Here is a 24,633-nt window from a genome sequence, read left to right on the forward strand (position 1 = left end):
ACCAATGCCGCGGGACGGCGGCATTCGCTGGACTTCCTGACGCGCGCCAACGCGGCGAAAGGCCTGCCGGCCCCGTCCTGGCGGGACGGGCTGCGACACCACATGGGCTTCGCCGTCAAGGCGCTCGACACCTTCATCGCCTGGGCCGCTCCGGAGCGCACCGGTCCCATCGCCGTCGACGGCGACGAGCCGCTGGGCCGCCTCGCCGCGGAGGGGCGTGGGGCGCTGCTGATCGTTTCGCACCTGGGCAACGCCGAATTGTCGCGTGCCCGCCTGGGGACCCGGTTTGGAAAAGACATCAACGTGCTGCTGCACACGCGGCATGCCGTCCGCTACAACCAGATGATCCGCTCCGTCCGCCCCGACGCCGCGGACCACACCATACAAGTCACCGACATCGGCCCGCAGACCGCCATCGATCTCAAGGAGAGGGTGGAGCGCGGCGAATGGATCGCCATCGCCGGGGACCGCACGCCGGTGGAGTTCAACGGCCGGGTCAGCAGGGTTCCGTTCCTCGGCCGGGAGGCCGCCTTCTCGCAGGGACCCTACGTGTTGGCGGCGTTGATGGGCTGCCCGGTTTACCTCCTGTTCTGCCTGCGCGAGGGACAGGGCCACCGCGTCACCTTCGAGCCCTTCGCCGAGCGCATCGAATTGCCGCGGCGCGGGAAGGACGACGCGCTCGCCGTGCTCGCCGCGCGCTACGCTGCAAGGCTGGAGCACCATTGCTTGCGCGACCCGCTGCAATGGTACAACTTCTTCGACTTTTGGGCTGACCCGAAGGCCGGGCCGCGGTGAAACCTTTCCACGCAGTGATACAGCCTGAGATGGCATCGATGGAGGCCGGGCGTATAGGGCGCTCGTCTCTCGCCCTGCACCGCCCGGCTTTCCTTCCATGACGCATCGTCCCTTGTCCGGTCAGTCCTCGGCATGGCCGATGCCGACGTTCGGCGGTTGGCCGGCTGGCGAGCACGAGCATCATGCGGTGGTGGTCGGCGCCGGGATCGGCGGGCTGTCGGCGGCGGCGACCCTGGCGGAGCGCGGGCTGAAGGTGCTGGTTGTGGAGGCGCACGACCGGCCGGGAGGCTACTGCTCGTCCTGGCTGCGCAAGGTCCGCGGCCGGGATGGGTCGGTGGGGCGCTACATCTTCGACGCCGGAGTGCAGGATTTCAGCGGGCTGGGGCCACGCGGACCGCTGCGGCGGCTGCTGGAGGGCCTGGGCGTGGCGCATCGCATGGACTGGCGCCGGGTCCGCCACCGCTATGTGCAGGACGGCCTGTGCCTGGATGTGCCGGACCGGCCGGCGGAGCTGGTGACGCACCTCCAGGCGCTGTTCCCGCAGGAGGCTCCGGGGATCGCCAGCTTCTTCGCGGAGATGGGGCGCGTCTACGCCGATCTCTACGCCGATGTGGATGAGACCGGCGGCGTGCCGATGCCGCCCGCCACGCTGGAGGCCATGCGGTCCTGGACCGCCCGCCGGCCCGACGCCTGGCGTTGGATGCACCGCCCCTACGCCGAGATGCTGGATACCCATCTGCGCGCCCCGCGGCTGAAGGCCCTGCTGACCACCATCAGCGAGTATCTCACCGACCGCCCCGAACTGCTGCCCGTGCGTGAGATGGCGCCGCTGTTCGGCTATTATCTGGAAGGCGGCTGGTACCCGGCCGGCGGCTCCCAGCGGCTGGCGGACCTGCTGTGCGCGGTGGTGCGGGAGCGGGGCGGCGCCGTCCATCTGCGCACCCGCGCCGAACGCATCCTGATCGAGGGCGGTCGGGCCGCCGGCATCGCCACCGCCGACGGAACGGTGCACCGGGCGCCGCTGGTGTTGGCCAATTCCGACGTGGTCGGCACGTTGACGCGGCTGGTGGACCCGGCGCTGCTGCCCAAACGCTACGCCCAGCGTGTGAGGGGGCTGAAGCGCGGCCCCACGGCGGTGCTGGTCAGCCTCGCCGTGGAGGGCGTTCCGGACCTGCCGGCCCGCGTGTTCGTCGGGGCGGACGGCCTGCATTTCGGCATCGGCAACCCGAGCGCCGTCGATGCGTCCCTGGCCCCGGAGGGCCACGCCGCCGTCAGCATGCTCTGCCTACGGCCCGAACCCGAGGCAGTCGAATGGTTCGCCGCCGACAAGGCCGCCAACCGCCGGCGCAAGGAAGCCTTCGCCGACCGTCTGGTCGCCGCGGCGGAGAGCGTGCTTCCCGGGCTGCGGGGGCGCATCCTCTACCGCCAGACGGCCAGCCCGACCACCTTCACCCGCTACGCGCTCGCCGACAATGGCGCGATCTACGGCGCCGCCCGCGGCCAATGGTGCCCGCCGAACAAGACGCCGCTGCCGGGGCTGATGCTGGTCGGCGCCGGCTGCCAAAGCGGTCCCGGCGTCGAAGCGGTGGTGATCTCCGGCATGGGCGCGGCAAACCTGGCAACGGGGTTCCCGGCGGAGGCCAGGGCGGCGGAGTAGACGCCCGTCTACCCGCGCCGGAACACCAGCGACGTGTTGATGCCGCCGAAGGCGAAGTTGTTGGACATCAGGAACTCGGTGTCGATGCGCCGGCCCTCGCCCATGACGTAGTCCAGCTCGGCGCAGCGTTCGTCCACATTGTCCAGATTGGCGGTCGGGGCGAACCAGCCCTCGCGCATCATCTCGATGCCCAGCCACGCCTCCAGAGCGCCGCAGGCGCCCAGAGAATGGCCGAAATAGCTCTTTAGCGAATGGATGGGCGCGCGCGGCCCGAAGACGGCGTGGGTCGCCGCGGTCTCGGCGATGTCGCCCCATTCGGTGGCGGTGCCGTGGCCGTTGACGAAGCCGATGGCGTCCGTCGACACCCCGGCGTCCTCCAAGGCCATGCGCAGGGCGATCTCCATGGTACCGGCCTGCGGCTGGGTGACGTGGTTGCCGTCGGAATTGCAGGCGAAGCCGACGATCTCCGCGTGGATGTTGGCGCCGCGGGCGATGGCGTGCTCGCGCTCCTCCAGGACCAAGGTGGTGGCGCCTTCGCCGATCACCAGCCCGTCGCGGTCGCGGTCGTAGGGGCGGGGGCTGGTGTGCGGGCGGTCGTTGCGGGTGGAGGTGGCGAACAGCGTGTCGAACACCGCCGATTCGGTCACGTCCAGTTCCTCGGCGCCGCCGGCGATCATGGCGTCGGCCTTGCCCCACTTGATCGCCTCGTAGGCGTAGCCGATGGCCTGGCTGCCGGAGGTGCAGGCGCTGCTGGTCGGGATGATGCGGCCGGTCACGCCGTAGAACAACCCGATGTTCACCGCCGCGGTGTGGCTCATCATCTGGATGTAGCTGGTCGCGTTGAGCGTCTTCGACGCGCCCTGGGTCATCAGCTCGGCGAAGGCGATCACCGGGGCGGGACTGCCGAAGGACGATCCGTAGGCGATGCCCATGCGCCCGCCGCGGACGAACGGGTCGTTCAGCAGGGCCGCGTCGTTCAGCGCCTTCTCGGTGGCGTAGACCGCCATCCGGGAGACCGGTCCCATGGTCCGCGTCTTCTTGCGCGGATAGCGGCTCTCCACCGAGAAGCCGGTCACCGGGGCGGCGAGGCGCGTGTTGATTCCGTGGAAACGGTCCCACTCCCCCATGGTGCGGACGGCGGTCTCGCCCTTCGCCATGCGGGCGCGGATGGTCGGCCAGTCCTCGCCCAGCGCGCTCACCCCACCCATGCCCGTGACGACCACCCTGCGCATCACACCATACCCCCGTTCACCGCGATCACCTGCCGCGTCACGTAAGCCGCCCCGTCGGAACACAGGAAGGACACCACCGCCGCGACCTCGTCCGGCCGGCCGGCCCGGCGCATGGGGACCAGCTTCAAGGCTTCCTCCATGGGCAGCCCATCGGTCATTTGCGTCTCGACGATGCCGGGCGCCACGCAGTTCACCGTGATGTTCCGCTTCGCCAGCTCGATCGCCAGCGCCTTGGTGGCGCCGATGATGCCGGCCTTCGCGGCGCTGTAGTTGACCTGTCCGCGGTTGCCGACCAGCCCCGACACCGACGACAGCGTCACGATCCGTCCGCCCCTGCGGGCCGAGACCATCGGCATCACCAGCGGCTTCAGCACGTTGTAGAAGCCGTCGAGGTTGGTGTGGAGAACCGAATCCCAATCGTCGTCCGCCATGGCCGGGAAGGCGGCGTCGCGGGCGATGCCGGCGTTCAGGACGGCGCCCCAATAGGGGCCGTGCGCCTCCATGTCGGCCTCCAGCGCGGCGCGGGCGGCGTCGCGGTCGGCGATGTCGAAGCCGAGCAGCCGGCCCTCGCCGCCGGCCGCGCGGACGTCGGCCAGCGTCGCCTCGCCGCCGGCCGCGTCGCGGCCGTAATGCACCACCACCGCGAAGCCGTCGGCGGCCAGCCGTTCGGCGACCGCGCGGCCGATGCCCTTGCTGGCTCCGGTGACCAGAATCGTCTTCTTCATCGTTCGACCTGAACTCCCTGGCTGGCGAGCAGCGCGGCCGTGTCCTCGGGCTGGTAGACGGTGAGCTGGGCCTTCGCCAGTTCGTCCCCGGTGCCCGCGCGCATCACCACACAATCGAAAGACCCAATGTTCTCGTCCCGGAAGACCGGCGCCACCGACACCTCCAACCGCTCGCCGATGGCGAACCAGGGAACGGAGGCGCGGAAGTCGCGCGTGCCCAGCAGCAGGCCGAGACGGACGTCGCCGCCGGCTTCCCTGGCCTCGGCTCCGGCCTGGGCGCCGCAGGTCTGCGCCATCCACTCCACGGCGACATGGGCCGGGGCGCCCCGCCCCGTCACCACGAAGGGCGCCCCCTCCCGCACGGTCAGCGCCGACACGAAGCGGTCGTCCACCCGTCCGACCGCCTCGTCCAGCAAAATCATCGGGCGTGCGTGCGGCAGCAAATCCTCGATGGACCACGGATACGCGCTCATCGCCATTCCCCCCGGCCCAGCACCAGGGCCACGTTGCTGCCGCCGAACGCGAAGGAGTTGCTGAGCATCGCCGCCGGTCCGGCGGGAAGCGCCGCGCCGGGGCCGATCAGGTTCAACGGCGGAATTTCCGGGTCGGGCGCGCCGTCCCACAGGTGTGGGGGCAGCAGGCCGTCGGGGTTGTGGGCTGGATTCAGGGCCAGCCACAGGAACGCCGCCTCGCACGCCCCGGCGGCGCCCAGCGTGTGGCCGGTCATCGCCTTGGTGGAGCTGCACGGGGTCGCGTCGCCGAACAGCGCGTGCACCGCCTTGCCCTCCATGGAATCGTTGAGCGCCGTCGCGGTGCCGTGCAGGTTGACATAGGCGATGTCCTGCGGCGCCAGCCCGGCGTCGTCCAGCGCCGCCCGCATGGCGGCGAAGGCGCCGCGGCCCTCCGGGTCGGGGGCGCTGACGTGGTGCGCGTCGGAGCTTTCACCCACCCCGAGAAGCTGAACCGGGGCATCCTCCGCGGTCAGCAGGAAGACCGCCGCCGCCTCGCCGATGTTGATGCCGTCGCGATTGGCGCTGAAGGGATTGCACAGGCCCGCCGATACCGCCTCCAGCGCGCTGAAGCCGCCCAGGGTCGTGCCGCACAGCGTGTCGGCACCGCCGACGACGGCGGCGTCGCACAGCCCCGAGCGGATCAGCCGCCGGGCGGACGCGAACACCTTGCCGCTGGAGGAGCAGGCCGTCGCCACCGTGTAGGCCGGCCCCGGCAGGTCGAGCGCGCGCGCCGCGAACTCCGCCGGCCCGCCGGTGGCAAGCTGGTCGTAATGAAACGGACCCGTCCACGCGCCGTCGCGGCGCATCGCCGTGAAGCCGGCCTCCGCCTCGGCCATGCCCGAGGTGCTGGTGCCGATGATCACGGCGATCCGGTGCCGGCCGTGGCGCGCGGCCGCCGTTTCGACGGCGTCGCGGATCTGCTCCAGGGCCAGCAGCAGCAGGCGGTTGTTGCGGCAGTCGTAGGTCTCCAGCCCCGCCGGGACCGGCGGCAGCGGCGCGTCCACCGAACCGACATGCACTGCGCGGCCGGGCACGAAGCCGGTGCGCGGGCGCAGACCGTCGCGGGTGCCGGCGAACAAGGCATCGGCCACCGCGACCGCCCCGGTGCCGATGGGGGTGGCGAGGCCCAGGGCGGCAAGCCCGAGCGGGTGGCTCATTGCGCCGCCGCCGCGGATGGCGCCGTGGATGCCGCCGCGGATGCTGCCGTGGACTGCACCTCGATCTCGTAGCCCCAGGCGAGGTTGGCGTAGCGCAGGGTGCCGGTCCATGGCGCGCCGTCGGCCCAGCTGCGTTCGGCGTGCAGCACCTCCTTGCCGTCGATGCGCACGCTGCGCCGGTGCGGGTCGGCGCTCAGCGTGCCGCCCGCGGGGGCGAGCGCCTTCTGCACGACCGCTTCGGGCCAGTACAGCACGACGATGTCGGCCAGCATGCTGCCCGGCCGCAGGGCCGGGGGCAGCCAGGGGGCGGTCTCCATCTTCAACCCGGCATCGCTCCAGGTGACGGTCATGGCGCGACGGCCCAGGCTGTCCACCCCGACCAGCAGGAACCGCTCCGGCGTGACGCTGATCCGGCCCTCGAAAACGAAGGTCTGCCCGTCGCGGCTGGCGGTGATGAGCTGTGCCGCCTCGATGCTCTGCCCGAGATCGGACGGGCGCGGCAGGGCCAGCGGCTCGCCGGGGGCGAGCAGCGGCGTGCTTGGGTCCGCCGGGCCGCTGCCGGGCACGGAGGCGCACGCTCCGAGCAGGAACAGGAGTGCGACCCACCCCTTATGCGTGGTCATGACGTGAGGTGATTTCCCAGAAATGTATCTAACCTAGAGCATACACCAATCAGAGTAACCGCGCACCGGTTGTGGCTTCATTGTGGCGCGCGCCGCGCGCGGCCAGCGGTGCGAAAAGAAAGGCAATGGAGATTCCGATCAGCATGGTCATGCCGAAGCTGTGCACCGCCGGAACGGCGCTGAAGGCCAGGAGCCCGAAGGACAGCAAGGTCGTCAGGGTCGCCAGCCACACCGCCAGCATGGTCACCGGCTGCTGCTCCACGCCGCTCTCCGCGCAGAAGACGGCGTAGTCCACGCCGATGGAGAGGATCAGCACCAGCGCCATGGCATGGAAGAAGGTGAAATCCTGGCCCATCAGCCCCACCGCCGCCGGCGCCAGGATGAGCGCCGCCCCGGGTGGCAACAGCGTCCACAGCCCCCCTCGCCAGCCGTAGCGCCACATCAGCACGGGCAACATCAGCAGTCCCGCCAGCCCGGTCAGCAGCAGCGCCCGGTGCCGGTACTTGGCGAGCAGCGCCGAGAAGTCCGCCGTCGGGTTCACCAGCCGGACGCCGGCCGTGCCGGCCACCGCGGCGCGCACGGCGTCCGGATCGTTCAGCCCCTGCAAGGCCACCACGTGCAGCCCCGGCCCGAGCACGAGCTCGCGCAGGAACGGCACGCTGTCCGCCGCCAGCGCTTCTTTCAGCGTCAGCACCCCGTCCGCCGCCTTGTCGTTCGGAGCCTTGTCATCCGGCCCGGCCGGCGGCAAGCCGAGGCTGGCGCGCTGCGCCGCCAGCAGAGGACCGTCGAGCGCCCCGGCGACCAGTGCGCGGTTTTCCCGTTGCGTCCGGGCGGACGGCACGAAGGCGGCCGGCATCTGGTAGCCGGCGATGCTTCCTTTCGCCTTCAGCCCGGCCAGCGTGGCGGCGAGATCCTCCTGCAGCCGCAGCGCCGCCTCGTCGTCCGCGGCCTGCACCAGCAGGAACTGCGCGGCGGTGGTGGCACCGATCAGCCGCTGGATCTCGTCCTGCTCCTGCCTCAGTTCCGCCGAGACCGCCTGCAACCGCCGGACGTCGTCGTCCGCCGACAGCCGCGCCAGCCCCACCGTTCCGGCCAGCGCGCAGCCCAGCAGGAGAACGACGCGCACGCCGCGCCAGCGGCGCTCCTCCCAGAAACCCCACAGGCCAGCCGCGGCGCGCAGCATCCAGGCGCCGTGCGTCAGCTTTCCCGCCCGGTCGAGCGAGGGCAGCCACAGCACCACCGTCAGGAAGGCGCCCACCAGTCCGATGATCGAGAAGGCGGCGATCTGCCGGAGCCCTGGAAAGGGCGCCAGCATCAGCGCCGCGTAGCCGATCAAGGTGGTGACCAGCCCCAGCGCGATGCCCGGCAGAACGTGGCGCAGCCGGTCGCGCGGGCTTCCCGACAGGGGGTCGAACAGGCTGGCGCTGTAATGCAGGCTGTAGTCCACCGCCACCCCGATCAGGCTGGACCCGAACAGCAGCGCCGCCACATGCAGTTCGCCGAACAGCAGCAGGCTTCCGCTCAACCCGACCGTCATCCCGACGCCCAGCGCCAGCAGATTGTGCAGCAGCGGTCCCGGCCGGCGGAACGCCAGCGCCGTCAGCACTATGGTGCCGACCAACGACAGCGTGCCGAGCGTGGAGGCTTCGGCGATCGCGGTCTTCGAGCCGGCGTGCGCGAAGAACACCGCGCCCAGCCGCTTCACCGTGACGCCCGGCATCTCCCCCACGGCGGCGTCGAAGGCGTCGACCAGCCGGTCCTGCAAATCCAGCTCGAACGGCTCGCCGGCCAGAACGGCGCTGACCAGAACCCAGGTCGTGCCGTTCTCGGTGACGCTGAGCATGCCCTCGTCGGGGGTGAGCCGCGACAGCGGGAAGGGCAGGTTGGTGAGGAAGGAAGGCAGCAGCAGGAACGGGTCGGTGCGCAGCAGCCCGGCGTCCACAAGCCCGGCGAAGCCGAATGCCTGCGCCTGCGCGCGGGTGGCGACCTCCTCCCCCTTGCCGGCCGCCAGGAGCGCCCGGTCGCCATCGCTGAGCAGGCTCTGGCGATGGGGAAAGTAGAGAGCCCCCAGCCGCTTCAGCCGGTCGACGTCGATACCCTCGCCGATCCGCTCCACCTGCCCCGTCGCCAGAAGGGCGTCGCCGAGCTTCGCCGCCGCCTTGCGGGCGGTTTCGCGGTCGGCGTGCCCGACCAGCACCAGCACCCGGCGACCCAGCGCCTTGGTCACCGCATCGTTGGCACGCTGCAGAACGGGGTCCTGCTCCTCGCGCGGCAGCAGGGCGAGCAGATCGGTGCGGAAGCCCAGCCCGTCGTGAAGGCGCAGCGCGAGATAGCCGCCGGCCAGCAGGACGAGCGCGAGCCAGAGCAGTGCCCCCAGCCGTCTCACGGACGCGCCGCCGAGGCCAGCAGCGCCGCCTCGTCCGCCGTCGGCGCTTCCGCGTTCAGACGCTGGTCGCGGAAGGTCAGGCGGTCGCGGTCGCCGTCGGGCTTGACGATCTCGACCTCTTCCACGAAGCGCCCGCCGCGCACGTCGATGGCGCGGATCGGCATGGTCGGGTCGTTGGTCCGGCGCGGCGTCAGGTGGAGGGTCCAGGCGTCGCGGTCGCCGCCGCGCTCAACCGCGAACATGTCCTCCAGCGCCTTCCAGTCACCGGTCAGCGCGCCGCCCAGCATGGTGTAGAGCTTCGACATGAAGGGCAGGCGCGCGGCGGGCAGGCGCATGGTCTCGTTGCCTTTCACCTCCTGCACGAGACCGGCGGGGCTCATGACGGTGGTGACTGCGAAGGGGGTCTCGGTGCGCCAGATCAGCCCGCGGCCCGGCGCCAGGGTGAAATGGCCCCCGCTCTTCAGCGGCGCCTGGAAGCCCTTGAGGAAACGCTCCTGCACGAAGGCGCCGCGCAGCACCTGCCCCTCATTGAGCGTCTCGGTGGCCAGCCTCTCGGAGGCAAGCGTCCCGGCGGCCGGCGTCTCGGCGGCCGGCGCCGGGAAGGCGGCCAGCAGGGTCAGGAGGAAAACGACGATGCGCGTCACAGCAGAGCCCTCACCTTGTCCGTGAACACCGCGGGGCATTCGAAGCACAGCTCCGCCCCCTCCTCCTTCACCGCGAGCTGCACCGTGCGCGCCTTGGTCAGCAACGTGCCGTCCTGCTCGTCATGGATGCGGTAGTCGATGCGGATGCGGTTCTCGTACTCGACCAGAGTCGCCGTGACTTTGACCGACTGACCGAAGCGAATGGGGCGCACATACTTCACATGGAGGTCGACGATGGGGAAAACGTATCCCGACGACGCCATCTCCGGGTAATTGTAGCCGATGCGGTCGAGCAGCGCGCAACGCGCCTGCTCCAGATACCGGGCGTAGTTGCCATGCCAGACCACCTGCATGGGGTCGAGGTCGTAGAACTGCGCGCGGGTGATGACCTCTGCCGAAATCATGGGGCGATCCCCTCCACGCCGATGGAGCCGGAGGACAGCGTCTCGTCCCCGCAGCGATACTCGAAGGACAGGCGGCGCCGTGCCGGGGCGTGGCGCAACGCCAGCGTCACCAGCGTGTCCGGAACGGTGACTCGCCGGAACTTCACCTGCAGCGCCTGCGCCGCCTCGATCCCGAGGCCGAGATGCGTGTTGGCGAACATCACCGCCCAATCGATCTGCGCCACGCCCGGCACGATCGGCATGCCGGGAAAATGACCATCGAGCTGCACGAGGTTGCCGGGAATGAAGAGGTCCAGCTCCACCCCGTCGGCAAGCGACCGGACGGCGCGGACATCGGGGGCGGTTGACCGGGGGCCAGCCATCTCAGGCAGGACGGCTTCAGAAAGGGCGGCTTCAGACAGGGTGGCCTCCTCGAACAGGGCGGCGATGTCGGCATGCCGACGCTTGCCCAACGCGCCATCCGGCAAACGGTTCACGAAGCGCCAGCGGCGCGGCAGGCCGGCAGGTTCCAAAACGGCGGACAATTCCCGCCGCAACGAGCGGCCGAAGCGGAAGGCGCCGATCTCCTCCAGGCGCGCCGCGCCCTCGGCGCTCGGCACCACGACGGCGCAAAGCTGCTCCAGCGTCAGCACGGCGGCGTCGGCCACCAGGGGGGAGCGGCGCAACTGCGCCTCCACCTCCGGCAAGCTGACGCGCTTGCCCTCCACCTTCGCGATCCGGTCGGCGCGGCCAAGGAGACGGAAGCCGCCGTCCCCGGCCATTTCCACCAGGTCGGAGCCGACATGCTCCCGCCCTTCCACATGCGCCGCTCCGACCCGCAGGCGACCCTCCGGGGTGCGTCCGGCGACGACGCCGGGCAGCGGGCGCCAGGGCGGATCACCGCCCTCGCGGCGGCGGTGGGCGATGGCTCCGGTCTCGGTGCTGCCGAAGATCTCGGTGACCGCTGTGCCGAAGACCGCCGCTGCCTCCCGCGCAGCGGGCTCCGGAAGGGGGGCTCCGGCCGACAGCACCAGCGCCGGACGCCGCGACGGCGGCAGCGGCGCGATGCCCGACAGCCGGGTCAGGTGCGCCGGGCTGGTGACCAGCACAGACCCCGCGTCGAGCGCGGCCGGCACCGTCTCCCACAGCTCGTGCATCGTGCTGGCGAAGGGGCGGCCGGTGACCAGCGGCCACAGCAGGCGGAAGTTCAGACCGTAGACGTGCTGGTGGGGGACCGTGGCATGCACGCGGGCGGTCGGCCCGGCCAGCCGTCCGAGCACGGCCTCGGTCGCCAGGGCTTCGGCCTCCAGCATGCCGAGGGTGCGGACCACCCGCTTCGGCTCGCCGGTCGAGCCGGAGGTGAAGAAGGTCAAGGGCGTCTCGGGATCGAGCGGGGTCAACGCCATCTCTTCGCCACCCGGCCCTTCGCCACCCGGCCGCAGATCGCCGCCGACCGGCACGGCACCGTCCGCGGTCAGGGCGGTCAGAGTTCCCGGCTGGGCGTTCGGCGGGATCGTCACCTCGGCGCCGGCGTGCAGCAGCGCCAGCAGCCCCACCGCGCCCCAATAAGCGTCCGCCGCGACCAGAAGCCCGCGCCGGCACCCCTTCAGCCGTGCCGCGTTGCCGGCCACGTCGGCCCGGAAGCGGGCGAAGGTGACGCCGTCGGCAACCGGCGCATCGTCCGGCCGCCCCACGGCGAGCAGACGGGAAAGCGGGATGGCGGTCATGCCCCGGCGTGCCTCCGGCGCATGGAGCGGCGGACCAGGACTTCGCCGCCGAACAGCAGGCCCATGACGATGTAGGCGATGAGACCGGTCCACAGCGCCCACGCCTCGTCGCTGCCCCACAGGGCCAGCGCCCCGGCGACGGCGGCGTTCGACACCAGCCAGACGGTCCACACCACGGTGACGGTGCGGCAGTAGGCCTGCCCCGACGGCGGCAGGTCGGGCTCATGGAGACGGGCGAATCGCTCGACGAGGCTGGGCGGGTGCCGCAGCGAGGCGCCGAACGCCGCCGCGGTGCCGAGGCTGAGCGCGACCGGATAGGCCTTGGCCGCCAGCGTGCCATCGAGCACGGCGAGCACGCCGACCAGGACCGCCGCCGCCGCCAGCGGAAGGCGCCAGACCCGCGCCGCAGGCGAAGAGCAAATGGCGAAGCGCGCCCCGATCAGCGCCAGGGCCACTGCCACGAAGGCCAGCGGCGGCACCGAAGCCCGCCCGCCATAGACCAGCACGGGATAGAGGGCTCCGGCGACGACCAGGGCCGCGACGCCGAGCGGGTGCAGCCTATTCCTGGAGGAGGGCATGCACACGGTCGAGAACATCGCCGACCGTGCGGACGCTCTTGAACTCCTCGGGCTTGAACTTGCGGCCGGTCAGTTCCTGCAGCTTCACCACCAGATCGACCGCGTCGATGCTGTCGAGGTCGAGATCCTCGAACAGCCGCGCCTCCCGGGAGATCTTCTCGGGCGGCACCTCGAACATGTCTTCGAGATAGCTTTGGAGGCGCGCGTAAATTTCATCCTGCGTCAGCATGGCCTCTACTCCGCATGCTGAGATTGAATGAAGCTGGCAAGAGACCGTACGTTGGCGAAATGTTGCTTCACGTCGTCCGTCACCGACTCAATCTTGATTCCGTAAGTCTTGCGCAGCGCGACCCCCAGTTCCAGGGCGTCAATGGAATCGAGGCCTAGTCCATCATTAAAGAGCGGCTCTTCGCTGTCAATATCTTCTGGGGCGATATCTTCCAGCTTGAGCGCGTCAACAATCAAAACCTTCAACTCACGTTCAAGCTTTTCCATCGGCCAACCGTTCCGCAAAATATTCTTCTAGACTGCGCACCAGCTTCCTGGCCGCCAGTGAGCGGTACTGATAGCCGAGCAACCCCGTAACGTCCAGACGATCCCCTACCATGACGCGAAAAATCGGCCGTCGCGGTGGGATCATCCACCATTTTTCGCCCTTAATGAGCGTGGGCGGATCGCAGGTTATCGTGACCGGTTGCACCTCGGCTTCCAGCAGGGTGGCCAGATTGGCGAAACCGCGGCGGAAACGGATCGGCTCGCCGGGGACGGTGCGCGTGCCTTCGGGAAAGATGATGAGTTCGTCGCCGGCCTCCAGCGCGGTGCGGCAGGCGTCGAGCAGCGCCTCCGGGTCGAGGTCGTTGCGGATGTAACCGGCGCCGCGCACCATGCCGCCCAGCCAGCGGCTTTCCCACAGTTCCTTCTTCACGATGCACTGGGCGCGCGGCATCAGCGCCATCAGAATCACCACGTCGAGCAGCGAGGGGTGGTTGGCCACCACCAGCTTGCCATGCCCGTCGCGCAGGCGCTCGGCGCCCTCGACCTTCAGGTCGATGACGCGCAGCACGCGCAGCATGCGGATGTAGAAGCGGAAGATCAGATGGATGAGGTGTTGGCAGCGCTGGCGCCGGACAGCACCCGCCGGGCTGGTCAGCGCCAGCAGCGGAAAGATGGTGGGCGCCAGGATTGCGCCGCCGCCGAACAGGAAGGCGAAGGCGAATCCGGTGGCCGCGCGCCGCCACAGCCTGTCCAGAACCTTAGCCGGCACGGTGCCACACCCAGTCGAGCCGCGCCCCGCGCGAGGTTGCCCGGGGCGCTCCGGACAGCAGGAAGCGCATGAAATCGAGCGCCGTGGACTCTGCGGCCGGCCCGCCGGCCGACGGCGCGCAGTGCAGCGCAAGCCCTTCGCCCTCTCCATCCGCGGGGCCGAGCGCCAGGGCGACCGCCAGCGGCAGGGCTTCGTCGGCTGCGGTGTGGAAGTGCGCGTATTCGTCGGGCATCGGCGCGTCGGCGTAGAGCAGAAGCACCGGTTCCGACGGGTTTTCGGCCAGGCTGGCGGCGGCCTCCAGCAGTCCGAAGGTGAAGCTGTCGGGACCGGCGGCGAGCGCCGTGTGGCCTCGGCGGTTGCCGGTGTGGATGGACAGCAACCCGGCCAGGCCGTGATGCACGGACAGGCTGAACTCGGCCGGCGACGGCAACTCGCCCTGCCGCAGCGAATCGATGATGCCGACGGTCCGCGCCAGCTCGCCATGGCCGGAGGCGAGGACGTAGCGCGCCGTCTGCGCCGCGTCGCCGCAGGCCAGCGCGGCGGCGATCAGCCTCTGCCCGATGGGCGAGGTGCGGCGGCGCAACATCATGGGGAGCGCCGGCGGCTGGGCATCGTCGGACAGGGCGGGCGCACCCGCCCAGGCCCGCCACGCGGCGCGGGTGCTGCGCTCCGGCGCCCAGGCGCACCAGCCGCGGATGGCGACACGCAGGGTTTCAGTCATGGCGCGGACGGGACCCGGGGTTCGGCCTGGCGCAGGCGCCGCTCGATCTCGTCCTGCAGCGCGCGCACCAACTTGTTGTAGGCCTGATGAACGGTTTCGCCCCGCTCCCGTAGGTTGGTCGTGGACACATGATCGATGGTGTAGCTTTCATGCGAATAGCGGATTTCGACGACCGCCTCGTGATCCTTCCATGCCTTCGTCGCCAGAATCTCACCGGGCGCCTTCCACTCCGCGGACCAGCCGCGGTCGATCGCCGCTTCCATGATCGTCCGCTGGAGGACCGCGGCTGACAGGTTGCGCGACGCCGCCGGCATGGGCTGGTCGGTTACCCGGTAGATGGGCTGCCGGCGGCTGCAGCCGCCGAGCACGGCGACCGTCGCGAGAATGAGGAAAAGCGTGCGGATGCCGGTCTGCAAAGTCATGTCCTGCCGTTTCCGGACGCCATGTGGAGCGAGTGCGGACCCTATCATGGCAGGGTCACGTTGTGGATAGAGGCGCGCATCGATTTTGCGATACGGTTGCCGGTCTTGCCGTCGATGGCCGGAGCCGTCGTTGCGACGGCAAGGCCCATGCCGGCGGCTTTACTTGGCGCCCAGCTTGACCACGGTTCCCTTGAGCGCCACGCCTGCCATGATGTTGCCGGCGCCGCACATGTATTCCGTATTGCTGTTCGTTTCCGTGTTCTTGTAATTGCTTTTGATGTCGATCACCGCGTTACCGCCTTCTTTGCGGGCGCGCTCCTGCAGTTCCAGAACGGCGCTGAGAAAGACCCACTCGCAAGCCTCCTTGTCGGATTTGTTGAATGCGTTGGTCTTCTTGTTTGTGGCCCATTCGCCGACGACTTTGACCGGATTGGGATGTTTCTGGTTGCCAAAATAAAGCTTCACGCCCTTGTCCAGCTTCTCCTGGGCTGCGGCTGTGTTGAGGGCGGACTCTATCGGAAACATCAGGTGCGCGTCCCGGGCCGAAGCGGGAGATGCGGCAGAGACAATGGCCGATGCGACGGTGGAAATCAGCGCCAGGGTAGCGGCTTTGTTCACGGTCCCTCCCAAAGAAAGAATATTTCGCAGACGATGCTATCTTAAGCGGAGGCATTGGCTGTGCAACCGCTTTCATGATTCTTCGGTTGGCGGCCGAACCCGCCTCGGACCGCCGCTGGCGGCAGAGTCAACGCCCGGTGGCTTCTCGGTGTTTCCGGTCTTTTGCCGTTCGCGACCCTTCATCCGCGGAATGGACCGCTGTGACGAGAGTGTGCGGTGGGTTGTCGGGCTATGGGGAACCCGCGCTCTACAGTCGGTGCGCAAATCAACGCCTGCGCGAAATTAACCTCTCATAAACGCCTTCACGGCGAACCTATTTTAGACAAAAGCAAGGCAGAGGGAAGGTCGCCGGGCCGGGAAGGGGCTGGCGGGCCGGCCTCCTGCCGCGCGACCACCAGCCGTGTGCCGGCCGCCCCAGGAGACATGAATGTTCAATATTTTGACCGTCATTATTTCGGTCGCTCTTACGGCGGTGATGGGAGCCGCCGGCGTGTTCTATGTCGGTAGCGCCTTCACCACCGCCGGTCCGAAGGCCGCCGCCGTCGGCATCATCCAGGCGCTGTCGCAGGTCGATGCGGCCTGGACGCTGTATGGCAGCAACGGCAACACCACGACCCTGGGTGCCGCAGGTTCGACGTTCCCGACCATGTCCGGTGCGGCGACGCAGACCGACTTGATCAACACCGGCTATCTCGCCGCCGTGCCGACCGCTCCGACGATTTCCGCCACCTGGAACGGCGTCGCCGGTGCCTACACGCTCGACCTGACCAACACGGCGACCGCCACCGGCGTCACCCAGTTCGGCAGCTTCGCCAACGGCGGCATCTTCCTGGTGCTGGGCACCACGGCCCTGTCCCAGTGCACGGAAATCGCCCGTGCCGGCGGCCAGATCTCCGCCACCGGTACGCTGGCCGTTCCCGGCACCGGCCTGACGCTGACCGTCGCCACCCCGGCCGCCTTCAACACCGCCTTCACCGGCTACAAGTTCGGCTGCGTCCAGATCACCACGGCGACCGCGCTGACCTTCAACAACGTGACCGGCATCGCCGGTGACAACAACAAGTACGTCGCCTACTACAAGTTCTAAGCGTCGTCTGAGGCGCCCTGTTGCTGACCGAAGCGCCCCGACCCCTGTGGCCGGGGCGTTTTCTTGTGATTTTCCGGGTCTTTTTCCGGAATGCGCGGCAACGGGATTGGTCCGCGACCCGGCGGCAAGATAGAGTGGGCCCGATTTGGAGGCCATGCCATGACATCGCTGATCCTGATGACGATCATGGCCATCTCGCTGGTGGCGACGACCGGCTACACCGCCTACACCATGGTCGACGCCTCGAACCGGATCAGCCAGGCGCAGCGAAGTGCCGCCGACATGCACCGGCTGGCGGCGCTGGTCGAGGCCAACCTGCGCGTTCTCGACAATGACGGAGTCGCCAGTCCGCCGGCGCCCGAGGATCCGCCTCCCCGTCCGGCAGGCGCCGCATCCGCAAAAGGGCAGGCATCGACCGGCAAGGCTGCGGCCAAGGAGCCGGCGCAGCCGGCCGGCACCCTGCCGCGCTGGCTGATGCCGGGCACCCGGACACCCTGGGGAGCGGTCTACGGCTATTGCGTGTTCGCTCCGGCATCGGACCGGGCGGCGGCGCAGCTCCGCACGGCGTCCTGGCCGGCGGGGGCGGCCGGCGGCGGGCGCAGCTACGTGGCGGCCGCACCCGCGGCTCCAACGGAGTTGGCCCGTGCCGGGGTGATCGCCGCGATCGTGGCGCCGCCGATCGGCTCGACCGCTCTGCCGGACTGCGCGGCCCTGACCTTCCGCGACGGCCGGATCGAGGTTGCCGAGGGCAGCGCCGTCGCCGTCACCCGCGGGGCCTCGGCCGATCTCGCAGCGCTGGCCGCCTCGGCGACCGTCACGCGCCATGTGGCGCCGACCGCGCAGGGCGATGCGACCGGGACCAGCCCGGCCGACGCCATGACCCTGTCGGCCGCGCTCGGCCATTGGCAGGCGACCCGGCCCTCGACCATGGTCCTGCGCCTCGCCCCCGGCCGGCACGAGCTTCCGGCGGCGCAGGTTCAGGCGCTGGCCGCGGATCAGGACGGCGGCCGGGCGGTGCGGCTGGTGCTGAAGGCGGAAGCCGCCGGAGTCGTGGTGTCCACCAACCCGCCGGACGTGGCGCTCCGGCTGCCGACCGATACCCGGATCGAGAATGTCGGCTTCGAGATGCCGGTCGAGGCGCTTCCCGGCACCCGGCTGACCTTCGCCGGCAACAACGCCATCTCGACCAACCGGGCCGCCGGGCTGCGGGTGGCGCATGCGCGGTTGGACGTCGCGGGCGGGAAGCTGACGGTGACGGCGCCCGGCGGCGACGGTGTGCTGGTCGACGGCGGCACCGCCCTGTTCCGCGACGCCGCCGTCGAGGTGACGGTGGGGGCCGGGCGCAGTGCGCTGGTGTCCTCGCTGGGGGCCGGCGTCACCTTCACGGCCGAGTCGCGGCGCCCGTCCTTGCAAGTCCATGGCAGGGGATTGCCGATGGCGGCGCTGCGCAGCGGCGGCGGCCAAGCCATCCTCGACCGGACCGATGTTGCCGTCGACAACGGCACCCCCTTCGGCATCGTCATCGAGAACGGGCAGTTGGAGATGAAATCCTCCGTCATCGGCGGGCCGGCGGCGCGGCCGGGCAGTGCCGGTGTCCTCGACCTCGGCGGGTCGCACGCGGTGGCGGACCCCAACAGCCACATCTGGTCGGCGCCCGGCGGCCGCTGCGCCCAGGGGGCGCTGTTTTCCCAGCAGGCTGTCGCGGGGGAGGGGGCGCGGGCCGTTTCCGGGGCCGCCGCATCGGGCGCGGTCCTGCCGTCGGTCGCCAACCGGGCGAGCTGGACATGCCGGTCCTGAAGCCGTCCGCCGCCTTCCGCGAAGAACTTGCCGGCTACCTGCTGCGCAAGGGGCTGGTGACGCGCGGCATCCTCGATGCGGCGATGGCGGAGCAGCGGGTGACCGGCGAACCGCTGGGCGCCATCCTGGTGCGCAACGGCTTCCTTGCCCGCACCGACCTGGATGAGGCGAAGATCAGCCACGAGACCGCCCTGGAAACGCCGGAGGCGATGGGCGGCACGCCGATCCCGCTGCCGCTGCTGGAGCGGCACGCGATCATCGTCACCGGGCTCAGCGACGATGCGGTGCATGTGGCGACGCTGCACGACGAATCGGTGGCCGGCCGGGTGGCCGCCCGTTACTACCCCGGGCGGATGGTGCGCTTCAGCAGCTTCGTCCCCGACCAGTTCGACGAGTTCCTCGACCGCGTCCGCCGGGCCCAGTCCGGGCTGGAGGACAGCGATCCGGTGGAGCAGCTGGTGTCGCGCGCGGTGGAGGCCGGGGCGTCGGACATCCACATCCTGCCGCGCCGCAAGACCTGCAGCATCTTCCTGCGGGTGGACGGCATCCGCCGCCTGATGGACGAGACGGCGTCGACCACCGCCGCCACCATCGTCGCCCGGATCAAGGACCGCTCCGGCATGGATCTGGCGGAACGGCGGCTGCCGCAGGAAGGGCGGTTCGAGGTCGAGCATCGCGGGCGGCCGGTCGATCTGCGCGTGACCACCGTGCCGTCGGTGGATGGCGAGATCATCGTCATGCGCATCCTGGACGTGGAGCGGGTGCAGCCGAACCTGGACCGGCTGGGCATCAGCCAGGTCGGCGACTGGCGCCGCGCGGTGGACCGCCGCCATGGGCTGTGCCTGGTCTGCGGGCCGACCGGGTCCGGCAAGTCGACCACCCTGAGCGCGACCGTGCGTGAGATGGACCGGCTGGGCCGTGCCATCTACAGCATCGAGGACCCGGTGGAATACCGCATGGCCTATACGGGCCAGGTGAATGTCAACCCGGCGGTCAAGCTGGACTTCGCGCGGGTGGTCCGCACCTTCATGCGCGCCGATCCCGACGTGATCGTGCTGGGCGAGGTGCGCGACGAGGAGACCGCGCAGATCGCGGTGCGCGCCGCCGACACCGGCCATATGGTGCTGACCACCCTGCACACGGGGTCGGTGAACGGGGCCATCGACCGGCTGCGCCATCTCGGCGTTCCGGCTCACGACATCAAGTCGCTGCTGCGCGGCGTTCTGGTCCAGTCGCTGGTCCGCACCCTCTGCCGGGCCTGCCATGGCGCCGGCTGCGCGGCCTGCGGCAATGCCGGCTATGCCGGGCGGACGGCCGTCAGCGAATGCGCGGTGTTCGACGAGCCCGCCGCGGTGGTCGCCGCGGCGAAGGGGGCAAGGAACTGGCGGTCGCTGTATGAGGATGCGGTCGCCAAATTCCACGCCGGCGTCACCACCGCGGCCGAACTGCGCCGCGTCTTCGGCAGCGAGGCCAAGGGTGTGGAGCAGCGCATGCCGGCGCCGCGGCCGAAGACGTGAGGCGGAAGACATGACACGTCGGCGGCGATGAACATCATCCAGGCGATCTTCGCCCTTGCCCTGATGGGCATGGTGGTGGCGGGCGGCATCCAGTACGTCAACCCTTCGGCCATGGCGAAAAGCCGCGTCGCCTCGCAGGCCGATTCCGGCTTTTCCGTGCTGGAGGGCGCCTATCGCAGCCGGCAGGCCAGCGGTGCCGCGGTGCCGGCCGCCGACGGATGGCAGGCGGCGCTGTTCCCGGCCTTCGGCACGATGCCGCCGGCGGTGTCGGGGCTGTCCTGGTCCTACGGCGTGCAGGCGGAGGGGACCTGGTTCTGCCTGTCCGGCCCGCTGTCCGGCGGCTCTGCCGTTGGAGTTGGCGGCGATCCGGTGACGGGGGCGCTGGCTTCGCTCGCCACCCGGCGGCCGGAGGGGCTGTACGAGGTGACGCGCACCTGCGGCGGGGCGGGGGGAGAGCCGGCGGGAACCATTGCCGCCACCCTGTGGATGCAGCGGACGACGCGATAGGGGAGTGGCCCCGGTCCTCACGTTGTTTCAGCCCCGGCCATTGACCGCGGGGCGTCGGCGGGCATAGAGATGCTGCGGCGCCCTGTCCGTGCGTGGTACCTTGGACGGACTGTCGCCACCTCTTTCGGTCGAGTCGGGAAGGCAGGGGCGTTCTTGGGCAGCGGCGGTCTCGCGACCAATGTCATGTACGGCTTCCTGGAAGGTGTGGAGCGCCGCGACGCCCTCGCCTATGCGCGCTCGTTCGCGCGGCGCACGGTGGGAAGCTCCGAACGCTGCTGGTACGCGGTCGAGCCGCTGTGGACCGGCTTCCTCTATGAAATCCACGAGGGCGGCCCCGGCCGGTCCTTCCTGCCCGATCTGGTGACGGAGCTCGACGCCAATCCCGGCGGAATCGCGCTGGTGCCGTCGGGACGCCGGGTGTTCGAGCTGACGGTGCGCAACGGGCGTCCGGTCGGCGGGCTGCTGCCCGAGGCCAAGAGCCGGCAGGTCCAGCTTCAGATGGCGGCGATCCGGCCGACGGTGCCGGTCGACGGCAAGGCCTATGGCGTGGTGATCCCGCCTTGGGTGACCGCCGATCAGGTCAGGCTGCGCACCATCCGGGCGACGCGGCGGATGCGGCGGGTGTCGGCGCCGGTCTCGGTGCCGCTGGCGCTGTCGTCGGTCGGCTTCGCCGCCGGGCTGGGGCTGCTGACCACCGGCGGCGGGCTGTATTACTGGTCACCGCACCGCGTGCCGCAGCCGCAGGCCCTGACGCTGGAACAGATGCCCCACCGGCAGTGGGAGGCGGCGCTGGCCGCCATCGGTCCGGACAATTATGTCAGCAAGCTGGAATACCGCGACGGCAAGTGGAGCATCGAGATTGCGGGCCAGCCACCGAGTGCCCGCTGATGCCCCCGCTGATGCTGTGGACGGTCGCCGATTTACCCATTCTCAAGCATAATGCCGGGAGTATTGCCGCCGGACCTGATGGTCGCAACCGGCGGGCGGGAACGATGGCGGACCGGGTTTCCGGGATGATGAGACAGATGGCGGGAGCGGCCCTGCTGGCGGCGTCGCTGTCGGCTGGCCCACTGCTTCCCGCTGCCGCGCTGGCGGAGGAGAGCCCGTTCCTGCCGCCATCGGCCCGCCAGGACAATCTGGAGCGGCGCCTGCAACAGCGCATCGACACCGCGGTGTCCGGGCTGGAGGAGCGGGTCGCCAAGGCGATGATCGATGCCCTCGATGGGCGCACGCGCGACGGTGCCCTGCCGCGGGCGGTCGAGGATGCGCTGACCCGCCGGATGGCGGTGCCGGGCGGGACCTTGCCCGGTGGTGCCTCCGCCGGAGCGATGGCGCCGGGCGGACGCCGCCAGGGGGCGGCCCTGGCCGGCAGCCCGCCGGGGGCGCCGCCGCTGCCGCCGCTGCCCAACATGCCGGGGTCCGCCATGTCGGCGGCCGATCTGGTGCCGTCGGGCGCCACCTTCGTCGGCTGTCTCGACGGCCGCGCCTTTTTCCAGGACCGTGCCGGCACGCCGTTCCTGATCGACCCGCGCGCCTTCCCGGCGACGGGCGGGGGACCCGCCACATGCGCAAGATGACCGTGATCTGCAAGAGCGGCTTCCTGCTGCCCGCAATGCTGGGGCTGCTGGCCTCCTGTTCCCTGCCGGAGGTGGCCGAGCTGCCGAAGCGCGAGACGGTGGTCGCCGCCGCCGAACAGCGCCTGACCGAGGACAACTCCCCGGCGGTGACCGAGGTGCCGGTGGGCCGCGGCATGCTGGTCGCCCAATCCCTGCGCCAACCGCTGCCGGCCAGCCTCGCGGCGCGCCAGATCTCGGTCAGCTTCCCGTCGGGCGAGAACACGCTGGACCGGCTGACCAGTATGATGACCTATTCCGGCGTGCCGGTCGCCACCCGGTTCGAGGGCACCGACGGGGCGGCGATGCTGCGCCAGACCCTGCCGATCCGCGCCTTCACCGGCAGCTTCACCGATCTGGCCGGCGTGCTGGAGACCGGCATGGGCGTGGTGGCGTGGTGGCAGAACGGCACGCTGTTCCTCAGCAACCGCGACCGCTTCGCCTTCACCGTGCCGCAGAACCAGGCGGTCATCGATTCGGTGATGACCGACCTGAAGACGCTGGGCGCCACCGACATCACCCAGTCGCTGCGCGGCGGGCAGGTGGTCTTCTCCGCCTCGCCCACCGTCTACAGCGAGGTGATCCAGCCCTACATCGACCGGCTGCACCGCAACATGGCGATGGTGCGCATCCAACTGGCGGTGGTCAGCCTGGGCCTGACCGACCAGTCGGCCAGCGGCTTCGACTGGAACGCGCTGGCCTTGCAGTTCAACCGGCTGCAATCGGGTGCCACCACGACGACCACCAACGGGGCGACGACGGTCAACGGTGGGCTTGGCGGCACCGTCTCGGCGGGCCAGGCACCGATCTCCGTCAACATCTCCAACCCCGGCACGCTGCTGGGGGTCAGCGGCGTGTTCAATGTCGCCGGCGCCATCTCCTTCCTGTCGAAGTTCGGCAACACCGACACCCGCCAGAATGTCGAGGTGCACACCCTGTCGGGGGCGGAGGTGACGCTGCGCAGCGGCCAGACCATCCCCTATGTCACCGGGGTCGGCGTCACCGCCGTCGGCGGGCTCGGCACCACGACCGCCGCGACCGGCAACGCCGCGCTGAACTCGCCGGGAGTGGTGGGGTCGGCGCAGACCGGCACGGTCCAGACCGGGCTGACCATCAAGCTGACGCCGCATTTCGATGCCGACAACCAGATCGTCACCATCGACCTGAACCTGCTGCTGAACAACCTGATCGAGTTCCGCGACCTGAATGCCGGCAACCAGGTCGGCATCCTGACCCAGCCGGTGACGCAGGAGCAGGCGCTGAACGACATCGTGCGGGTGGTGGCCGGCAACACGGTTGTGCTGGGCGGCCTGCAGACCGACAGCCGCGGCTTCAGCGGCAACCAGCCGACGGTGACCCGCGGGGCGATCGACAAGGGGGTGATCGGCAAGCAGGCGCAGGACATCAGCAAGGACGCGCTTTTCCTGATCCTGCGGCCGACCGTGACGGTCTTCCGTCCGGCCGCACGCTGACGGGACGGCGGCGATGGCGTGGTTCGAGGTCAGGCTGCTCGCCGGCGGCCGTGCCCGCTCCATCGAGGTCGAGGCCGCCGACGAACGCCGCGCCCGCGATGCCATCAGCGGCCGGGGCCGCGTGCTGTCGGTGCGGCGACGGCTCAAGGTTGGCGGCTGGGGCCGGCCGCTCGACCGCAACGAACGGCACATCCTGTTCATCCGGCTGGCGGCGATGCTCGACTCGCGCGTCGGGCTGGCCGAGGCGCTGCGCCGCATCGCCGCCGCCTTCCGCGGGCGCATCCGCCGCACCGCCGAACGGATGGCCGACGCGGTGGAGCTGGGCGACGACCTTGCCGACGCCATGCTGCGCCAGCCGCGCAGCTTCCCACCGGTGCTGGTGGCGCTGGTGCGGGCCGGCGGCTTCGGCGAGGGCACGCCGGCGGCACTCCGCACCGCCGCCGAGTTCGAGCGGCAACTGGCCGGGGCGCGCCAGGGCTTCCGCTCCGGGCTGGCGCTGGCGGTGCTCTATGTCGTGACGTCGGGCGTGGTGATGGTCGGCACCTCCTTCGTCCTGACGCCGCTCCTGCTCGAGACCGAGGTGTTCCGGCGGGCGGGGGAGGAGGTGAATGTCGACTGGGTCTATCTGCTGTCGAACCTGACCACCGGGCTGGTCGCGATTGTGCTGGCCGTGCTCGCCGTGCTGGGCGGGCTGGCGACCGTCGGCCGGCGGGCCGCACCGGAACAGGTCGACCGGCTGGTGATGGGGATCCCGCTCTACCGCGACATCGCGCTCGGCATCCAGCACCATGTGATCTTCCGCGAGCTGTCGCTGCTGGTGGCCGGCGGCGTGCCGATCGACCGGGTGCTGCGGCTGACCGCCGACGGCGCCCCCGCCGGTGCGCTGGCCGCCGACCTCATTGATGCGACGCGGGCGGTCGCCGCCGGGCTGCCCTGGACCGACGCCATGCGGGCGCTGCCGGGCACCGACCGCGCCTCCATCGCCGCGGCGGAGAACCGGGTGGAACTGGCGCAGAGCCTGTCGGCGCTGGCCGAGCAATACCGCGACCTCTACCTGCACGCCGTCGCGGTGGCGGAACCGGTGCTGCGCGGCCTGTCCGTCGTGGTGGTCGGGGTGGCCGGCATCGTCATGTTCGGCCTGACCATCGTGCCGATCCTGCAACTCGCCGAGCACATCGCGCGGCAACCCTTTTAAG

26 protein-coding genes (1 of these 26 cut by a window edge) are annotated in these 24,633 nt (G+C 70.4%); 10 read left to right on the forward strand and 16 right to left on the reverse strand.

Annotation, left to right across the window (positions count from 1 at the left end; translation table 11 throughout):
• Together ACWPN3_RS25830 and ACWPN3_RS25835 are read left to right on the forward strand one after the other, a co-directional pair.
• Window positions 1-795, forward strand: partial view of a glycosyltransferase family 2 protein gene (locus tag ACWPN3_RS25830; protein WP_492239975.1) — the 3' portion only. 879 nt of this gene lie to the left of the window's left edge; 795 of the gene's 1,674 nt are visible here — the last part of the coding sequence; its start codon lies beyond the left edge, outside the window; the stop codon is at window positions 793-795.
• Between the two features lie 139 nt (window positions 796-934).
• Window positions 935-2,452 carry a phytoene desaturase family protein gene (locus ACWPN3_RS25835; RefSeq protein ID WP_158285417.1) on the forward strand — a complete coding sequence of 506 codons (1,518 nt, stop codon included), beginning with the start codon at window positions 935-937 and terminating at the stop codon, window positions 2,450-2,452.
• Between the two features lie 8 nt (window positions 2,453-2,460).
• Here ACWPN3_RS25835 and ACWPN3_RS25840 read toward each other — a convergent pair whose 3' ends face one another.
• From ACWPN3_RS25840 to ACWPN3_RS25915, 16 genes are all read right to left on the reverse strand, one after another.
• On the reverse strand, window positions 2,461-3,684 hold the full coding sequence (locus ACWPN3_RS25840) for a beta-ketoacyl-ACP synthase (protein WP_109449864.1): 1,224 nt from the start codon (window positions 3,682-3,684) through the stop codon (window positions 2,461-2,463).
• Window positions 3,684-4,409: a 3-ketoacyl-ACP reductase FabG2 gene (locus tag ACWPN3_RS25845; protein WP_109449866.1), complete on the reverse strand. Its 726-nt coding sequence runs from the start codon at window positions 4,407-4,409 to the stop codon at window positions 3,684-3,686. Before ACWPN3_RS25845 ends, ACWPN3_RS25840 begins: the two co-directional genes overlap by 1 nt.
• Complete coding sequence (locus ACWPN3_RS25850) at window positions 4,406-4,882, reverse strand: hotdog family protein (RefSeq protein ID WP_109449868.1); 477 nt, start codon at window positions 4,880-4,882, stop codon at window positions 4,406-4,408. Before ACWPN3_RS25850 ends, ACWPN3_RS25845 begins: the two co-directional genes overlap by 4 nt.
• Window positions 4,879-6,078 carry a beta-ketoacyl-[acyl-carrier-protein] synthase family protein gene (locus ACWPN3_RS25855; protein WP_109449870.1) on the reverse strand — a complete coding sequence of 400 codons (1,200 nt, stop codon included), beginning with the start codon at window positions 6,076-6,078 and terminating at the stop codon, window positions 4,879-4,881. Before ACWPN3_RS25855 ends, ACWPN3_RS25850 begins: the two co-directional genes overlap by 4 nt.
• Complete coding sequence (locus ACWPN3_RS25860; protein ID WP_109449872.1) at window positions 6,075-6,701, reverse strand: DUF3261 domain-containing protein; 627 nt, start codon at window positions 6,699-6,701, stop codon at window positions 6,075-6,077. The genes ACWPN3_RS25855 and ACWPN3_RS25860 overlap by 4 nt, the downstream gene beginning before the upstream one ends.
• A 49-nt stretch (window positions 6,702-6,750) precedes the next feature.
• On the reverse strand, window positions 6,751-9,087 hold the full coding sequence (locus ACWPN3_RS25865; RefSeq protein WP_492239976.1) for an MMPL family transporter: 2,337 nt from the start codon (window positions 9,085-9,087) through the stop codon (window positions 6,751-6,753).
• Window positions 9,084-9,731: a LolA family protein gene (locus ACWPN3_RS25870; protein WP_492239977.1), complete on the reverse strand. Its 648-nt coding sequence runs from the start codon at window positions 9,729-9,731 to the stop codon at window positions 9,084-9,086. Before ACWPN3_RS25870 ends, ACWPN3_RS25865 begins: the two co-directional genes overlap by 4 nt.
• On the reverse strand, window positions 9,728-10,135 hold the full coding sequence (locus tag ACWPN3_RS25875) for an acyl-CoA thioesterase (protein ID WP_492239978.1): 408 nt from the start codon (window positions 10,133-10,135) through the stop codon (window positions 9,728-9,730). The genes ACWPN3_RS25870 and ACWPN3_RS25875 overlap by 4 nt, the downstream gene beginning before the upstream one ends.
• Window positions 10,132-11,841: an ApeI family dehydratase gene (locus ACWPN3_RS25880; protein ID WP_492261820.1), complete on the reverse strand. Its 1,710-nt coding sequence runs from the start codon at window positions 11,839-11,841 to the stop codon at window positions 10,132-10,134. Before ACWPN3_RS25880 ends, ACWPN3_RS25875 begins: the two co-directional genes overlap by 4 nt.
• Window positions 11,838-12,419 carry a COG4648 family protein gene (locus tag ACWPN3_RS25885; protein ID WP_109449882.1) on the reverse strand — a complete coding sequence of 194 codons (582 nt, stop codon included), beginning with the start codon at window positions 12,417-12,419 and terminating at the stop codon, window positions 11,838-11,840. Before ACWPN3_RS25885 ends, ACWPN3_RS25880 begins: the two co-directional genes overlap by 4 nt.
• The gene (locus ACWPN3_RS25890; RefSeq protein WP_014239597.1) at window positions 12,400-12,648 is read right to left on the reverse strand and encodes an acyl carrier protein; all 249 of its coding nucleotides are present in this window, start codon (window positions 12,646-12,648) and stop codon (window positions 12,400-12,402) included. The genes ACWPN3_RS25885 and ACWPN3_RS25890 overlap by 20 nt, the downstream gene beginning before the upstream one ends.
• Before the next feature lie 5 nt (window positions 12,649-12,653).
• Window positions 12,654-12,914 (reverse strand): phosphopantetheine-binding protein, encoded by a 261-nt coding sequence (locus ACWPN3_RS25895; protein WP_492239981.1) that lies wholly within the window; start codon window positions 12,912-12,914, stop codon window positions 12,654-12,656.
• Complete coding sequence (locus ACWPN3_RS25900; protein ID WP_492261821.1) at window positions 12,901-13,683, reverse strand: lysophospholipid acyltransferase family protein; 783 nt, start codon at window positions 13,681-13,683, stop codon at window positions 12,901-12,903. The genes ACWPN3_RS25895 and ACWPN3_RS25900 overlap by 14 nt, the downstream gene beginning before the upstream one ends.
• Window positions 13,673-14,404 carry a beta-ketoacyl synthase chain length factor gene (locus ACWPN3_RS25905; RefSeq protein WP_492239982.1) on the reverse strand — a complete coding sequence of 244 codons (732 nt, stop codon included), beginning with the start codon at window positions 14,402-14,404 and terminating at the stop codon, window positions 13,673-13,675. Before ACWPN3_RS25905 ends, ACWPN3_RS25900 begins: the two co-directional genes overlap by 11 nt.
• Entirely contained in the window at window positions 14,401-14,826 is a 426-nt protein-coding gene (locus tag ACWPN3_RS25910) for a hypothetical protein (RefSeq protein ID WP_492239983.1), read from the reverse strand. Before ACWPN3_RS25910 ends, ACWPN3_RS25905 begins: the two co-directional genes overlap by 4 nt.
• Before the next feature lie 159 nt (window positions 14,827-14,985).
• Window positions 14,986-15,444: an excinuclease ABC subunit A gene (locus ACWPN3_RS25915; protein ID WP_247873176.1), complete on the reverse strand. Its 459-nt coding sequence runs from the start codon at window positions 15,442-15,444 to the stop codon at window positions 14,986-14,988.
• Window positions 15,445-15,871: 427 nt separating this feature from the next.
• On the opposite strand from ACWPN3_RS25915, the gene ACWPN3_RS25920 reads away from it, so the two are divergent.
• The 8 genes from ACWPN3_RS25920 (at window position 15,872) to ACWPN3_RS25955 (ending at window position 24,632) form a co-directional block, all read left to right on the forward strand.
• On the forward strand, window positions 15,872-16,531 hold the full coding sequence (locus ACWPN3_RS25920; RefSeq protein WP_098740578.1) for a hypothetical protein: 660 nt from the start codon (window positions 15,872-15,874) through the stop codon (window positions 16,529-16,531).
• A gap of 159 nt (window positions 16,532-16,690) precedes the next feature.
• Window positions 16,691-18,328: a hypothetical protein gene (locus ACWPN3_RS25925; protein ID WP_492239984.1), complete on the forward strand. Its 1,638-nt coding sequence runs from the start codon at window positions 16,691-16,693 to the stop codon at window positions 18,326-18,328.
• Window positions 18,316-19,845 (forward strand): GspE/PulE family protein, encoded by a 1,530-nt coding sequence (locus ACWPN3_RS25930; RefSeq protein ID WP_492239985.1) that lies wholly within the window; start codon window positions 18,316-18,318, stop codon window positions 19,843-19,845. The genes ACWPN3_RS25925 and ACWPN3_RS25930 overlap by 13 nt, the downstream gene beginning before the upstream one ends.
• 27 nt (window positions 19,846-19,872) lie before the next feature.
• The gene (locus ACWPN3_RS25935; RefSeq protein WP_492239986.1) at window positions 19,873-20,352 is read left to right on the forward strand and encodes a hypothetical protein; all 480 of its coding nucleotides are present in this window, start codon (window positions 19,873-19,875) and stop codon (window positions 20,350-20,352) included.
• A 183-nt stretch (window positions 20,353-20,535) separates the two neighbouring features.
• The gene (locus ACWPN3_RS25940) at window positions 20,536-21,240 is read left to right on the forward strand and encodes a hypothetical protein (protein WP_492239987.1); all 705 of its coding nucleotides are present in this window, start codon (window positions 20,536-20,538) and stop codon (window positions 21,238-21,240) included.
• A 137-nt stretch (window positions 21,241-21,377) separates the two neighbouring features.
• On the forward strand, window positions 21,378-21,929 hold the full coding sequence (locus ACWPN3_RS25945) for a hypothetical protein (protein ID WP_492239988.1): 552 nt from the start codon (window positions 21,378-21,380) through the stop codon (window positions 21,927-21,929).
• Window positions 21,917-23,437, forward strand: coding sequence for a type II secretion system protein GspD (locus ACWPN3_RS25950; RefSeq protein ID WP_492239989.1), 1,521 nt, complete (start codon window positions 21,917-21,919; stop codon window positions 23,435-23,437). The genes ACWPN3_RS25945 and ACWPN3_RS25950 overlap by 13 nt, the downstream gene beginning before the upstream one ends.
• A 13-nt stretch (window positions 23,438-23,450) precedes the next feature.
• Window positions 23,451-24,632 (forward strand): type II secretion system F family protein, encoded by a 1,182-nt coding sequence (locus tag ACWPN3_RS25955; protein WP_492239990.1) that lies wholly within the window; start codon window positions 23,451-23,453, stop codon window positions 24,630-24,632.
• Window position 24,633 lies beyond the last annotated feature (1 nt).

This window comes from Azospirillum sp. UENF 111221 (assembly GCF_058780625.1).

Excerpts from the sequence above, each read along its gene's own strand:
- ACWPN3_RS25835 (WP_158285417.1), top strand. The coding sequence starts at position 935 with ATGCCGACGTTCGGCGGTTGGCCGGCTGGCGAGCACGAGCATCATGCG.
- ACWPN3_RS25840 (WP_109449864.1), bottom strand. The coding sequence starts at position 3,684 with ATGCGCAGGGTGGTCGTCACGGGCATGGGTGGGGTGAGCGCGCTGGGC.
- ACWPN3_RS25845 (WP_109449866.1), bottom strand. The coding sequence starts at position 4,409 with ATGAAGAAGACGATTCTGGTCACCGGAGCCAGCAAGGGCATCGGCCGC.
- ACWPN3_RS25850 (WP_109449868.1), bottom strand. The coding sequence starts at position 4,882 with ATGAGCGCGTATCCGTGGTCCATCGAGGATTTGCTGCCGCACGCACGC.
- ACWPN3_RS25855 (WP_109449870.1), bottom strand. The coding sequence starts at position 6,078 with ATGAGCCACCCGCTCGGGCTTGCCGCCCTGGGCCTCGCCACCCCCATC.
- ACWPN3_RS25860 (WP_109449872.1), bottom strand. The coding sequence starts at position 6,701 with ATGACCACGCATAAGGGGTGGGTCGCACTCCTGTTCCTGCTCGGAGCG.
- ACWPN3_RS25875 (WP_492239978.1), bottom strand. The coding sequence starts at position 10,135 with ATGATTTCGGCAGAGGTCATCACCCGCGCGCAGTTCTACGACCTCGAC.
- ACWPN3_RS25880 (WP_492261820.1), bottom strand. The coding sequence starts at position 11,841 with ATGACCGCCATCCCGCTTTCCCGTCTGCTCGCCGTGGGGCGGCCGGAC.
- ACWPN3_RS25885 (WP_109449882.1), bottom strand. The coding sequence starts at position 12,419 with ATGCCCTCCTCCAGGAATAGGCTGCACCCGCTCGGCGTCGCGGCCCTG.
- ACWPN3_RS25890 (WP_014239597.1), bottom strand. The coding sequence starts at position 12,648 with ATGCTGACGCAGGATGAAATTTACGCGCGCCTCCAAAGCTATCTCGAA.
- ACWPN3_RS25895 (WP_492239981.1), bottom strand. The coding sequence starts at position 12,914 with ATGGAAAAGCTTGAACGTGAGTTGAAGGTTTTGATTGTTGACGCGCTC.
- ACWPN3_RS25905 (WP_492239982.1), bottom strand. The coding sequence starts at position 14,404 with ATGACTGAAACCCTGCGTGTCGCCATCCGCGGCTGGTGCGCCTGGGCG.
- ACWPN3_RS25910 (WP_492239983.1), bottom strand. The coding sequence starts at position 14,826 with ATGACTTTGCAGACCGGCATCCGCACGCTTTTCCTCATTCTCGCGACG.
- ACWPN3_RS25920 (WP_098740578.1), top strand. The coding sequence starts at position 15,872 with ATGTTCAATATTTTGACCGTCATTATTTCGGTCGCTCTTACGGCGGTG.
- ACWPN3_RS25925 (WP_492239984.1), top strand. The coding sequence starts at position 16,691 with ATGACATCGCTGATCCTGATGACGATCATGGCCATCTCGCTGGTGGCG.
- ACWPN3_RS25930 (WP_492239985.1), top strand. The coding sequence starts at position 18,316 with ATGCCGGTCCTGAAGCCGTCCGCCGCCTTCCGCGAAGAACTTGCCGGC.
- ACWPN3_RS25935 (WP_492239986.1), top strand. The coding sequence starts at position 19,873 with ATGAACATCATCCAGGCGATCTTCGCCCTTGCCCTGATGGGCATGGTG.
- ACWPN3_RS25940 (WP_492239987.1), top strand. The coding sequence starts at position 20,536 with ATGTACGGCTTCCTGGAAGGTGTGGAGCGCCGCGACGCCCTCGCCTAT.
- ACWPN3_RS25945 (WP_492239988.1), top strand. The coding sequence starts at position 21,378 with ATGGCGGGAGCGGCCCTGCTGGCGGCGTCGCTGTCGGCTGGCCCACTG.
- ACWPN3_RS25950 (WP_492239989.1), top strand. The coding sequence starts at position 21,917 with ATGCGCAAGATGACCGTGATCTGCAAGAGCGGCTTCCTGCTGCCCGCA.
- ACWPN3_RS25955 (WP_492239990.1), top strand. The coding sequence starts at position 23,451 with ATGGCGTGGTTCGAGGTCAGGCTGCTCGCCGGCGGCCGTGCCCGCTCC.